Annotated in this window: 14 protein-coding genes; 3 read left to right on the forward strand and 11 right to left on the reverse strand. The window is 62.8% G+C overall.

The window, feature by feature from the left end:
* Positions 1–11 precede the first annotated feature (11 nt).
* Positions 12–1169, reverse strand: coding sequence for an aldo/keto reductase (locus tag OSH12_RS17525; protein ID WP_266344884.1), 1158 nt, complete (start codon positions 1167–1169; stop codon positions 12–14).
* A 164-nt stretch (positions 1170–1333) separates the two neighbouring features.
* On the opposite strand from OSH12_RS17525, the gene OSH12_RS17530 reads away from it, so the two are divergent.
* A complete protein-coding gene (locus tag OSH12_RS17530; RefSeq protein WP_266344885.1) occupies positions 1334–2224 on the forward strand; it encodes a LysR family transcriptional regulator in 891 nt (296 codons plus the stop codon).
* Here OSH12_RS17530 and OSH12_RS17535 read toward each other — a convergent pair.
* From OSH12_RS17535 to OSH12_RS17555, 5 genes are all read right to left on the reverse strand, one after another.
* The gene (locus tag OSH12_RS17535; protein WP_266344886.1) at positions 2189–2890 is read right to left on the reverse strand and encodes a DUF4405 domain-containing protein; all 702 of its coding nucleotides are present in this window, start codon (positions 2888–2890) and stop codon (positions 2189–2191) included. The two genes, OSH12_RS17530 and OSH12_RS17535, sit on opposite strands and share 36 nt — an antisense overlap.
* A gap of 16 nt (positions 2891–2906) precedes the next feature.
* A complete protein-coding gene (locus OSH12_RS17540; RefSeq protein WP_266345047.1) occupies positions 2907–3356 on the reverse strand; it encodes a cytochrome P460 family protein in 450 nt (149 codons plus the stop codon).
* A 115-nt stretch (positions 3357–3471) separates the two neighbouring features.
* Positions 3472–3933: a (R)-mandelonitrile lyase gene (locus OSH12_RS17545; protein ID WP_266344887.1), complete on the reverse strand. Its 462-nt coding sequence runs from the start codon at positions 3931–3933 to the stop codon at positions 3472–3474.
* Between the two features lie 58 nt (positions 3934–3991).
* A complete protein-coding gene (locus OSH12_RS17550; protein ID WP_380222925.1) occupies positions 3992–4354 on the reverse strand; it encodes a carboxymuconolactone decarboxylase family protein in 363 nt (120 codons plus the stop codon).
* A gap of 110 nt (positions 4355–4464) precedes the next feature.
* Positions 4465–5481 carry an alpha/beta hydrolase gene (locus OSH12_RS17555; protein WP_266345048.1) on the reverse strand — a complete coding sequence of 339 codons (1017 nt, stop codon included), beginning with the start codon at positions 5479–5481 and terminating at the stop codon, positions 4465–4467.
* Positions 5482–6373: 892 nt separating this feature from the next.
* Here OSH12_RS17555 and OSH12_RS17560 point away from each other — a divergent pair.
* Together OSH12_RS17560 and sugE are read left to right on the forward strand one after the other, a co-directional pair.
* Complete coding sequence (locus OSH12_RS17560; protein ID WP_266344889.1) at positions 6374–6715, forward strand: YciI family protein; 342 nt, start codon at positions 6374–6376, stop codon at positions 6713–6715.
* A 209-nt stretch (positions 6716–6924) separates the two neighbouring features.
* On the forward strand, positions 6925–7242 hold the full coding sequence (gene sugE, locus OSH12_RS17565) for a quaternary ammonium compound efflux SMR transporter SugE (protein ID WP_266344890.1): 318 nt from the start codon (positions 6925–6927) through the stop codon (positions 7240–7242).
* Positions 7243–7291: 49 nt separating this feature from the next.
* Here sugE and OSH12_RS17570 read toward each other — a convergent pair whose 3' ends face one another.
* The 5 genes from OSH12_RS17570 to OSH12_RS17590 all read right to left on the reverse strand — a co-directional run bounded on the left by OSH12_RS17570 (position 7292) and on the right by OSH12_RS17590 (position 12567).
* The gene (locus OSH12_RS17570) at positions 7292–8008 is read right to left on the reverse strand and encodes a sugar transferase (protein ID WP_266344891.1); all 717 of its coding nucleotides are present in this window, start codon (positions 8006–8008) and stop codon (positions 7292–7294) included.
* Positions 8008–9090 carry a UDP-glucose 4-epimerase GalE gene (galE, locus tag OSH12_RS17575; RefSeq protein WP_266344892.1) on the reverse strand — a complete coding sequence of 361 codons (1083 nt, stop codon included), beginning with the start codon at positions 9088–9090 and terminating at the stop codon, positions 8008–8010. The genes OSH12_RS17570 and galE overlap by 1 nt, the downstream gene beginning before the upstream one ends.
* A 541-nt stretch (positions 9091–9631) precedes the next feature.
* A complete protein-coding gene (locus OSH12_RS17580; RefSeq protein ID WP_266344893.1) occupies positions 9632–10525 on the reverse strand; it encodes a sugar phosphate isomerase/epimerase family protein in 894 nt (297 codons plus the stop codon).
* Positions 10526–10553: 28 nt separating this feature from the next.
* A complete protein-coding gene (locus OSH12_RS17585; RefSeq protein WP_266344894.1) occupies positions 10554–11588 on the reverse strand; it encodes a LacI family DNA-binding transcriptional regulator in 1035 nt (344 codons plus the stop codon).
* A gap of 178 nt (positions 11589–11766) precedes the next feature.
* Complete coding sequence (locus OSH12_RS17590; protein ID WP_266344895.1) at positions 11767–12567, reverse strand: IclR family transcriptional regulator; 801 nt, start codon at positions 12565–12567, stop codon at positions 11767–11769.
* Positions 12568–12654 lie beyond the last annotated feature (87 nt).

The following is a 12654-nucleotide window of genomic DNA, read 5'->3' on the forward strand; positions in this document are numbered from 1 at the left end:
CCATATCTCCTTCAATTCCTTGGGGGCGCTTCGACGTTCGAGAACGCCAGGACGCTGTCCGGCAGGCGCTGGCCGCGTATCTCGATCGCCGCCACGGCCGCATTGAGTTCGCCGATCTCGGCGGGCGTGAAGCGGATCGAGGCCGCGCCGATGTTGTCGAGCAGATGCGCCATCTGCGTCGTGCCGGGGATGGGTACGATCCATGGCTTTTGGGCCAGCAGCCATGCGAGTGCGATCTGCCCTCGCATCATCTGTTTTCGGTCGCCCCAATCGCCCAGCAGTTTCACGAGAGCGAGGTTCGCCGGCAAATTCTCCGGCGAGAAGCGCGACTCGATTCCGCGAATGTCTCCCTCGGCAAAACGCGTCCGCGCATCGATCGCCCCCGTCAGGAAGCCGACCCCGAGCGGACTCCAGGGCACGAAGCCGATACCGAGCTCCTCGCAGGTGGCAAGCACATTGTCTTCCGGTCCCCGCCAGAGCATCGAGTACTCGCTCTGGACCGCCGTCACCGGCAGCGCCTTGTGGGCGCGGCGCAATGTGTCGAGCCCCATCTCGGACAGGCCCCAATGCAGGACCTTGCCCTGATCCATCAAGTCCTTAATGGCTCCCGCGACGTCCTCGATCGGAACTTCCGGGTCGACGCGGTGCTGGTACAGGAGGTCGATGCGGTCGGTACGCAGCCGCTTGAGCATACCGTCGACGGCCAGCATGATGCGCTCCGGGCGGCTGTTGAGCCCGGGGCGCCGTTCGCCCGTCTCCAGGTCAATATTCCAGCCGAACTTCGAGGTGATCACCACCTTGTCCCGGAACGGCACGATGGCCTCACCCAGGATGCGCTCGCATTCATGCGGGCCATAGGCCTCGGCTGTGTCGAAGAAGGTGACACCGTGATCATGCGCGGCGCGGATGAGATGGATCATCTCCGGCCGGGAGGGGACCGTCGTCTGGTAGGTCCGCGCCATGTTCTGGACGCCGAGGCCGATGCTGGAGACTTCAAGCGTTCCGAGCTTGCGGCGTTCACTGGACGAGGGAGCGTTGGGGCTATCCGCACCGTTCGTCTGCGCCAGGGCTTGCGAAGTGGCACCGGCGAGGATGGGCGCGGCTGCCAGCGTCGCGGCGGCCCCAAGGAAGCCGCGGCGACCCATGGCCGAAATTCCGTCTTTGCTCATCTGTGCCGTTCCTTCCAGATCAATCTGATTTGCCCAGCCTTCGACTTCCCGCCGGTTGTCAGGAAGTCGAGCCTGGCGCCATGAACCCCAACATAGGGCCTGTGGAAGTCTGCGATTAGCGGCTATAATTTGGACGAGGCATTAAGGAGCGCTAATCAATCCCGATGGAGAACTTCAACGATCTCGCGGTTTTCGCCGCCGTGGCCCGCGAGCGCAGCTTCACCCGCGCCGCGGCCAAGCTCGGCGTATCGCCATCGGCGCTGAGCCAGACGATCCGCAATCTCGAGGAGCGGTTGGGGATCCGGCTTCTGACCCGGACGACGCGCAGCGTCGCCTCGACGGAGGCCGGTGAACGGCTGCTTCGCACCCTCGCGCCGCGCCTGGAGGAGATCGAAGCCGAGCTCGCGGCCTTGAGCGAATTGCGGGAGAAGCCGGCCGGCACCGTCCGGATCACGGCGGGCGAACACCCGGCGATTTCCATCTTGCAACCGGCGCTCAAGCGCTTTCTCCCGGACCATCCGGATATTCAGGTCGAGATCATCATCGATTCCGGCCTGACCGATATCGTTTCGGGCGGCTACGACGCCGGCGTGCGGATGGGCGAGCAGGTGGCGAAGGACATGGTCGCGGTCCGGATCGGCCCGCAGATGCGGATGGCCATCGTCGCATCGCCTGCCTATTTCGAGCAGCGCCCGCTACCGAAGACGCCGCAGGATCTGATGGACCACAGGATCATCAACACGCGTTTTCCGACGCTTGGTGGCCTGTTCGCCTGGGGCCTGGAAAAGGACGGTCGAGAGGTCAAGGTGCGGGGCGAAGGTCAGCTCGTCTTCAACAGCCTGCGCATGCGCCTGCAATCCGCCCTGGACGGGCTGGGCGTGGCCTACATCCCCGAAGACCAGGTGCTTTCGCACATTGCCGAGGGGAGCCTGGTGCGGGTGCTGGAGGACTGGTGTCCCTCCTTTCCCGGCTACCAGCTTTATTATCCGAGCCGGCGTCATCCCTCGCCGGCCATGGCCCTACTGGTGGACGTTCTCCGCTATCGCGGTGCCTGACCTCGCCCTTCGCGACCAGCCCATGGCGTAGTAGGTGGCACAGATATAGAGGCTCGCAATCGCCACGCAGTGAACGAAAAAGCCGGCTACCGATTCCTCGAAATTCCACCAGTCGAGCGTCATCCGCATCGAAAGCTTCGTTCCGATCCCCAGCTCGAACGAGCTCCAGACGCCATGGATCGCCATGCCGATCGCGATGGCCCGCAGCATCAGCGTCCGCCCAAAATTCGGCTTGGTGATCCCGCCAAGCTTGCGCGCCACGCCCATGATCATCGGCCAGCGCAGGCCAAGATGAATCGATACGATGACGAGAACCCAATAGGCGGCCAGCGTATGGATCTGGCGCACGGTGAAGCCGCCATAGGCCGAGAGAAGGCCGGACAGCGCATGAGAGATCAGCACGCTGGTTCCGAGCAGCGCCAGCATGGCGAGCAACAAGGCAGCGGTGATCGCAACGTTGAAAAGGCCGCGCGCGTGTTTTGGGGTGTTGGCAACCGCGCCATACCAACGGCGGTTGCAGAAATTGTGCACGATGACCAGCAGGAACAGAAGCGTTCCTGCCAGTTCGTGTGCCGTGTTGCCGAGCCACCAATAGGATAGCCCGAACAGAAGCAGCCCGGCCGCAAACAGATCCAGCACCAGCCGCAGGATGAATGCCTTTTTCAACGATCCGCTTTCCGCATCATTCGACCGGGGTGCCGTCGAAGCGGGGGATGCGATAGCCGGTGAAGAGATAGTCGCTGCTCGCCTGGCTGCTGTGACAGGACTGGCACCGGGCGGTATTCTCATCGACACTGATCGATCGATCGGGCCAGAACCATTGGAACTGCCAGTCGCCCGTACGGCGGCCTTCCTCGTAGTCGTCGCCCCAGCCCGCGCCCCGCTCCATGACGAAGTACCGATAGAGCTCGCCATCCCGGTGGTCGACGAGCACGAAATGCGTGCCCGGCGGGATGGGATTGCCTTGCTTCACCGCCTCGATCGCGGCGGGCGTCGTCATGATGTGCTCTGTCACGTTACCGCGCCGGACGGTGGTGTAGTGGACGAGTTCGTCGAGGTTCGGAAACTGAACCCGATTGGGCTCGGCATGCACCTGCCATCCAACGGCAAGGACCGCCGCTCCGCTCAGCATGGCCAGGCAGAATGTATAGGCAATTCGTTTCACGTATGGCCCCGCGGGATAGTGGAATGGATTGGCATGGGCGTCGCTGGACTGTCGCGAGCCCATGCCTGGATAGGGTCGGTGCTCAGTTCGAATATTGTTCGTCGGAGACGTGCTCCATCCAGTCGACGGTTTTGCCATCCAGCGCTTCGGAGAACGCGATATGGCTCATGCCGTTGGTCGGTGTCGCGCCGTGCCAGTGCTTGACGCCGGGCGGAATCCAGACGGCGTCGCCGGGCCGGATCTGCTGCGCCGGACCACCCCAATGCTGGACCAGACCGACGCCGGCCGTCACGATCAACGTTTGTCCGAGCGGGTGCGTATGCCAGGTGGTGCGGGCGCCGGGCGTGAAGGTCACGGTTGCGCCGCCGATGCGTGACGGCTCGGTCCCCCGGAACCTGTCATCCACGCGTACCGCGCCGGTGAAGTTTTCAGGCGCCCCGGCGCTCGAAGGTTGTGAGCCGGCGCTGGTAACGACGACCTCGCCGCTGGCAAGCGCGGGGGCCGCACCGCCGAGAAGGGCGGCAGCCAATAGAATTTTCTTCATGATCGCCTCTGCGTCTGTCCGTACGGGGATTGGCTGTGCGAGCCGGGTTTGCGTCGCATCAGTCCTCGAAGACTTCCTTGGCGATCGCGACAGCCGACACGGCGCTCGGCCAGCCGGAGTAGAACGCCATGTGGGTGATCGTCTCCACCAGCTCTTCCTTGGTGACGCCGTTCTGGCGCGCGAGCTTGAGATGGGAGCGAAGCTGGTCAGGGCGATTGAGGGCGATCAACGCGGTGACGGTCACCAGGCTGCGGTCTCGTTTCGACAGGTCTGTGCGCTCCCAGATGTCGGCATAGAGAACGTCATCCGTCAGTTCGGCGAGCTTCGGGGCGGTGGCGCCCATCAATTGCTGCGCGCGCGACGGTTGCGCGGCAGGAGCCGCGTCGGACGCGGCCGGAGTTTGGCCTTGTGCCATAGCCATGGTGGTACCTCCGCAGAGAAGCAGGCTCGCTGTGACGAACAGAATTCGGGTTGATGTCTTCAATGTTTAGCTCCTGGGTATTGGCGAACCGGACGAGGTTCGGGCACTGGCTATGAGCGGCCAGACACAAGGGTGCGGGCGAAGAACGGCGTCAGCCTGCCCATCGCGGCGTCGACATATTCGGGAACCCAGTAGGTTTCGATGTGGGTAGCGCCGTCGATCTTGAAGAGTTCCTTGTCCGTCGTGCCGGTGGACTTGGCGAAGGCAGCCTCGCTCATGTACAGGCTGTCGGCCTTGCTTCCGGCGATCATCAGCAGCGGCTTGTCGATCAGCTCGATCTGATCGGTGGCATCCCAGCGCATCAAATCCAGCAAGCTGCTCGTGGTGTATCGACCATTCGAGTTGGGATGGACGTGGGTTCTGCCGTAGTAGACGAGCCCCTGGCGATAGAGTTCGAACGGCAAGGCAGCGATCTGCTCGTCGGTCAGCTGTACGTCGCCGACATAGGTAACCGCACCGCCAGCCGCCTCCTGGGCGCGGGCGTGCGATGCCTGCAGCAGGCGGTCTTGGATCGTCGCCAACTGCGAATCCATATAGCCGTTGCGACGGACCCGGCCGGAGTTGAACATGCTCAGGGTCGCAATGGACTTGAAGCGCTTGTCGGTCTTTCCGGCAGCCAACGAATAGCCACCGCCACCGCAGATGCCCAACAAGCCAAGGCGATCGGCATCCGCACCCGGATAGCGGGTGATGAAATCCGCCATGCCGTGGATGTCCTCGATGCGATAGGCGGGCTTGTCCATTTGGCGCGGCTGGCCGCCGCTGCCACCCTGGTAGGCGGCATCCGCAGCGATGGCGATGTAGCCCTGTTGGGCGAGATGCTGAGCATACAGGCCGGCGACCTGTTCTTTCACGCCACCATTGGGGTGCGCCACGACGATCGCCGGATATTTCTGGCTCGGATCGTAGTTTGCTGGCGTGTAGACATTGGCAACGATAGGCAGGTCATTCAGCTTGTAGTTGACCGGATGAATATTGACCTTGCCCGGCTCGTTCTTGGTGATGGCGCCTTCATAGACCAGCGTAAACGGATTCTGCTTGTAGTCGGCCGCGACTGCATGGGTCATGGACGTAATTCCCAAGGCTGCACCGGAGATAATCAGCGCGGAGGCGCCAAGGAATTCCCGCCTTTTCGTATTGATGACTTCGTCGTGCATTGTTGAAATCCAGTCTTTGTTCGGAGGAAGCGAGAGGTGCGCGGCATTGGCCATCCGCGCTGGCGGCCGATTCAGCTTCATCTCGGCATGGATCGGGAGACCTCATGCGGTCTCGAGACGGTTCAGGAAGTAGGTGTTGCCCGGCAGCCGATCGTCGTTCGGAGCACTAGCTTGGCGTCGCCGCATCGTTCCCATGAGGAGCGGCGTTGAGCGGATAGGTGCCGCCGGCGGCGAGACTGCTCCGCTCGTGGACTGTCAGAAGCCTGGGTTCCCCCCATGGCTCGACCATCACTTCGGTTGAGGCGAACTTGATCACCGATGGGAAAAAGGCAGCAGTGGGCCGTCGCCGAAAGTGCAAATTACCTATCCTTCTCAGTCTCTTGGCTTACCGAGGAAGATAGTTGAGAGGGTATCCGGTGATTAGATGTAAATGCCGGCATGGGTCTTGAAGCCTGGCTTCACAATTCCCGGCCATAGCTGTGTTCAGCCAGGGACGCAGGATTGAATGTGATCCATTTCTGGGATCGGTCACATAGTCTGTTTCCGGCACACTGCCGGCCCGGCGAATACCAATGGTGTCAGCTTTTGGGAGTGAGCCAACCACATCCAACGACCGACATGCGGCGCATCGCTGACACCAACGGTGCGGAAGTCGCAGCCGAAGCGCCCGACCTCCTTGCGCCGGTCTCCCCGAGCGATTTGAAAAAAAACTCCGGACGATTTGTCGAATTCCAGTTCGTCTCTCCGTCAATATGGCGAAGGCGGGCACAAGCCCGTCCGGAAACCGTCACAGGAGGAACCCATGGCGCAGTATCTGGTCGCGATCCACCACCCTGACGATTACGATCCGTTTGTGGCCGAGGACGAGGCTATGGCCAGCGATATCGATGCCCTCAATGAAGAGATGATGGCTGCCGGTGTCAGGGTTTTCGTTGGCGGCTTGCAACCGGCGGGCCGCGCGAAGTCGCTTCGGGTGAAGCCCGATGGTCATGTGCACATCACGGACGGGCCGTATCTGGAGGCGAAGGAGCACATAGGCGGCTTGTGGGTTTTGGAAGTCGCGAGCCTGGACGAAGCGCTGGCGTGGGGGCGCAAGGCAGCCATCGCCTGTCGCGCGCCGGTCGAGGTGCGCCAGTTTCACTGACAGAACCGATGCCGGGGAGTCGCCCATTCCGCTGCGCTTGTTGGCCAAGCCGAATACGTCCGCGAAGGCCGACCTCACTTTGGCTGCGGTCAGGAATGCCGATGTCCTTGTCGTAAGGCCCGGGGATGCGTATATCTGGATCTCGAGGAACGACCTCCCCCTATCGGGAACAATGTCCGGGACGGCCCGGCCCTTTTATGGAGGGCCTGATGGCCTGGGTTTATCTTCTCCTCGCGGGTGTGTTCGAAGTCATCTGGGCTTCGACGATGAAGCACTCGGACGGCTTCACCAAGCTCACACCGACGATCATCACGATCATCACTATGATCATCAGCTTCGGCCTGCTTTCCGTGGCGATGAAATCGCTGCCGCTCGGGACCGCCTATGCGATCTGGACCGGCATCGGCGCTGTCGGGGCTTTCTGCGTCGGCATTTTCATCCTCGGTGAAGCCGCGACGCTGTTTCGCATCGCCAGTGTCGCCCTGATCATCCTCGGGCTCGTCGGCCTCAAGGTGTCGACGCCTTAGGCTGTCGAAGGGGAGGTGCGGCCCGGCCTCGGGTTCCATCCAGCGAGGTTCAGTACTCGCCCCGGCCCAGGCAAACGACGGGAATCGTCTTCGCGAGAATCGACAGATCCTGCATGGGGCTCATCTGCCTCACATAAAGCGCGTCGAGGCGGCCTCGAGCATGATAGTCCGTCTCGGAGCGTCCGGAGACCTGCCACAGGCCGGTCATGCCGGGGCGGCAGAGATAATACGCCTCGAAGCGGCGCGTATTGTATCTGCCGGCCTCTTCGATCTCGCGGAGCAGGCGCGGCCGCGGCCCGATCAGGCTCATGTCGCCCCTGAAAACGTTGATCAACTGGGGCAGTTCATCAAGATTGAACTTGCGCAGCAGGCCGCCGAGGCGCGTGACACGCGGGTCCACCTTGAGCTTGTATCGCTTGGCGTAGTCGAGTCTGGCTTGGGGATCGGCCGCCAAATGAGCTTCCAGCCGGCGATCGGCGTCGGGCACCATTGTGCAAAACTTGTACATCTGGAACGGGCGACGGCTCATCCCCATGCGTGGCGAGCGAAAGAAAATGGGGCCGCCGCTCATCCCGATCAATCCGGCAACGACGATTCCAACCGGCAAGAGCAGAAGGAAGAACAGCGTCGCGGCGACCAGATCGAAGCCGCGCTTGGCCCGGTAGTCGCGGGTGGCTTGCCGGGCGCGACGTCCTTCGCGGGCAGGTGAAGCAAAGCCGTTTTCGAGGCTCTGTTGGCGCGCCGTCCCATTCAGGTTCCGATCCATCACTCACCTGCAACGTTGTGTTCAAAGACGGCCCTATCCCGGGATTTTCGGGGTGGAATGAAATGCCTTGTCGTCGGGTGTTCCCTTCGGCCGGCTGGCCGACCAGGCGAGGCGAGCGTCGCCGCAGCCGTTGCGAGAATGGTGTCGATGTCTGAAAACCTGGCCGAGAAGCCGAGGGTGCGTCGCGCCAGCGTGGGATCGGCATAGAGGATCGGTGGGTCGCCCTCGCGCCGCGGTCGCGCCACGATCGGAACCAATCTGCCGGTTCTGCGCGAGACGGCATTCACAAGCGCCAGGACCGAGATCCCCTGGCCCGAACCAATGTTCACGGCAAAGCTTTCGCCGCCGCGTCCAAGATGGTCGACGGCCAGAAGGTGAGCCTGTGCCAGGTCGGTGACATGGACATAATCCCGGACGCAGGTTCCATCCGGCGTCGCATAGTCGTTGCCGAAGATTTCGACACAGGGCAGGACGCTGTTGGCCGCCATCAGGATGCGCGGAACGAGATGGGTTTCCGGTGCGTGCCACTCGCCGAGCTCGCCATCGGGGTCGGCCCCGCAGGCGTTGAAATAGCGAAGGATCCCATAGCGAACGCCGTAGGCGCGGGAATAGTCCCGGATGATCTGCTCGCAGATCAGCTTGGTGCGGCCATAGGGGCTGACGGGAATCTGGGGCGCGGTTTCCGTGACCGGCAAAGTGTCTGGCACGCCATAGGTGGCGCAGCTGCTGGAGAAGACGAGCTGGTCAATGCCGGCCCTTCGGGCGGCGTCCAGCACCGCGAGCGTTCCGGCGACATTGTTCGAATAATACGCCGCAGGGTCCGTTACCGACTCGCCGACATAGGCGAGGGCGGCGAAGTGGATGATTGCGCGGGGGCGATGGTTGAGGATTGCGCTATCGAGCGCTGCGGAATCGCGAATGTCGCCCACGACCAGCGGTCCCCAGCGAACGGCTCGACCGTGGCCGCGCGAGAGATTGTCGAAGACTATGGGGAGGTGGCCGTGGGCTGCCAGTTGCTTGCAGGTGTGGCTGCCGATGAAGCCGGCGCCGCCCGTCACCAGGATTGGCTGCGGCGTCGTCATGCCACGACGCCGGGTTCAGGGCGTGCTTCTGCCGCGCGAACGGATTGTCTGAAGATCTGCAATGGAGCCCCCCGAGGCGTTCTCACTGGATCCGGTACATGCGTTCTGGTCGGTTCGTCCTTTTGGTTGTCAGTCCCTATGCAAATGGCGTAGCGCCAATTGGTCGTTTAAAATTCAGGACAATTTCAAGCTAATCTTTCGAGGTGGAGAGTCAAGGCCATCTCGATTCTCTCTCTAAGTCTGCCGTAGTTGTGTTAGCTAGGCGATGACGCCGTATCAAATGGATAGACATACGATTTAGGAATTTCTATTTGAAATGCTGTATATTTTGCCATGATGCCGTTGAGGAATGTCACTCGTCGACGGCATGGAAATCTGCCTTTCCGTCATGGTTTCGGGGACAGGTCTGGTCGAAATCGAATGTGCCGATCCCGACGCGGAGTCCGGCAAAGCAGCGATTTTGGGGCTCGCTGTCCATCTCGTTTGCCGGCAAGGCCCGGCGCGCGGGCGCGCCGAGCCGGTTCGTTGATGACTTTGCCAGCTACCAGTCGACGCGGGTGTTGATGGCCTGGGCCTGCTGCGCGGCGTGCATCTGCGCCTGCGTGAACTCCATCGCGTGGCGACAAAGATCGGTCGAATCCGTCCAGAGGTTGCGCCAGATGCCGAGGATGCCGGTCAGCGGCTCGCCGGCGACGGCCGAGGAGAAGGATTCGAAGCAGATCGGACCCTGATAGTTCGCCTTCACCAGACCGCGAAAAATCTTGGTGAAGTCGATCGAGCCGGTGCCGAGATAGCCGCGATGCGACTCGCCGGTGTGGAAATAACCGAGATAATCGCCGGTATCGATGATCGCTCGCTCGGCGTCGGCTTCCTCGATGTTCATGTGGTAGCAGTCGAGGTGAACCTTGACGTTAGCCATGCCGACGCGCTTGCAGAGCTCGACGCCCTGCGCGGCGGTGTTGATGACGTTGGTTTCGTAGCGGTTTACCACTTCGAGGCCGAGGGTGATGTTGCTCTTGGCGGCTTCTTCCGCGACGCGCTGAAGCACTTCGACAGCGCCGGCGACGCCTTCCGGTGTGGCGGCGGTGAAATATTTCTGGAAGCCGGAATAGAGAATGCCGGTGATATGCGTGCCGCCGAGATCGCGCGTGGTCTTCACCACCTGCATCAGATGCGCCTCGCCGCGGGCTTTCTTGCCGGCGTCGCCCGACGAGATATCGCAGCTGTCGTCGAGGCCAAGCGAGGTCGTGATGCCGAGCCCGCTCTTCTCCAGTTCCCTGCGGGTGAAGTCGATGTCGATCAGCGACGGATCGAGCGCGGGCGCTTCAATGTAGTCGTAGCCGATCGCGGCCGTGCTGGCGATCGCGCGCGCCGCTTCCTCATGGCTCCAGCCGCCGACCCAGACCTGCGCGTGAACGCCGAGCTTGTTCTTCATGGTTCTTCCTCCCTCGTATGGATGGGGCTCAAACGGCCCCGGTTGAAAACGAGTCCGTTGGTGAAAGGCTGGCCGTCGAGGCGCGGACCTTCAGCGTGCATTTGAGCTGGATATGCGCGGGCGGGGACGTATCGCCCTCGATCCGCGCCTTCAGCCTCGCCCAGATCGCCTCGCCGATTTCCTGCACGGGCTGGCTGATCGCGGTCAGCGGCGTGGCGCGCGCCCGCATCCAGGCATAATCGTCGAAGCCGATCAGCGAGATCGATTGCGGAATGGCGATCTGTCGTTCGGCCAGCGCCGCGAGCACGCCCAGCGTGGTGAAATTGGTCAGGGCGAGGATGGCGGTCGGCGGCGTGTTGTCGTCGAGCCAGCGCGAAAGCCGGGCGGATGCCGTCTCGAAATCGCCGCCTGTCTCGATGCGGCTGGCGGCGAGCCCCTGTTGCGCCAGGACGGCGGCGACCCCTTCACAGCGCTCGCGAATATTGCCGAGATCGAGCACCGAGGCGGCGACGAGGATGTTGCGGTGGCCGTTCTCGATCAGGTGGCGCGCGCCGATCGCGCCGGCGTCCTCATTGTCGACGGATACCGTGTCGGCCGTCGGGGCGCGGGTGATGCGGTCGGCGATGACATAGGGAATTTTCGCCTGCTCGATCCGTGATCGAGCCGGAAAGTCGTCGGAGCAGGGGAGGACGACAAAGCCGGCCGGGCGCCAGGCGAGCATGGCCGAAAGGCGGGATAGCTCGGTTGCCTCGCTGCCGTTCGAGCTGGCGACGATGATTTCGTAGCCCTGGTCGCGCAGGCTCGTTTCGATGGCGGAGACGACCGAGGTGAAGAAGGGATTGTCGAGGTCGGGGACGAGCACGGCGATGATGCGCGCCTTGCCCGTGCGCAGAAGCGACGCGGCCCGGTCGGCCTCGTAGCCGAGCGAGCGCGCCGCCTCGCGAACCCGCTCGGCAAGCGCCGCGTTAACCGGCTTGCGCCCGCCAAGGACGTTGGAGACAGTGGCGGGAGAAACGCCTGCACGCTCGGCCACGTCTCGAATGGAGGCTGGCTTGGTTGTCACGCGGCGGCTCCGGTTCGCTCGTTACGACCAAAAAAACGATTTACGGAAAATCGTTTTACAGCGGTGGCCGCGAGAGAGCAACGGGTGCCAGCGAGCTCTCTCCGAATACGTGCCCGGCGTCCAGAGTGAAGCGCTGGCCTGGAGAGTAGGCGGCAGGAAGGGAACCGCCGTGAGACGGCTAGTTGCCGACGAGATCGAGGCTGGCGGCGCGCTCGCGCAAGAGCGCCAGCAACTCGATGCGACGAGCTTCCGGCGTATCGACCGGCAGCACGAAGCAGAGCGTCAGCGTCATCGCTCCGCGCCCGTCTAGGATCGGCGCCGCCAGGCACCAGGTGAAGCGGTCGGCCAGCGCCGCGCTTTCGCTGTAGCCCTGCTGGCGCGCGAGTGCGATGGCGGCAAGGAATTCGTCCTGCGGGAGCATCCGGCCGTCCGGCAGCCGGTAATCCTCCGGCGGGATAAAGGCGCGAACGGCGTCATCGTCCATATGGCTTAGCAGCAGCCTTCCCGATGCGGTCCACGGGATCGGCACTTCGACGCCGACCTGGCTGGATATGCGGAATGGGCCGGCGGAATCGCGGCAATCGAGCACGACATATTTGTTGCCGCGCAGGCTGCAGAGCTGGACGGTTTCTCCGGATTCGGCGGCGAGGCGATCGAGCGTCTCGATGATGCGCGGATAATGCGCGTTGTGGTGGCTGTAGGCCCAGCCGAACAGGTGCATGGCGCGGCCGAAATAGACGTGGCCGTCGGTGCCGACGGTCTCCAGCATGTCCGCTTCGAGCAGGCGATTGACGATCTCGTAGGTGGTCGAGCGCGGCGCGCCGATCAGCCGGGCGATGTCGCCGACGCGCATCGGCGCGCGCTGCCGGAACAACGCCTCCAGAAGAATGATGACACGATCGATGCCGCGCTTTCGTTCGCGGACGGCTGCCGTAGCTGTCCCCGGCAGAATTCTTTCCAGAGTCGCAGATTCCGTCATGAGATGCCCGATTGTTCGGATTGGATCGGCCCCTCGCAAGACCCTTGCAAGATTTCGTGGCTCAGACTAGCCTTCATCTTGTCCGAT

Source organism: Kaistia terrae (assembly GCF_026344005.1).
Taxonomy (GTDB): domain Bacteria; phylum Pseudomonadota; class Alphaproteobacteria; order Rhizobiales; family Kaistiaceae; genus Kaistia; species Kaistia terrae.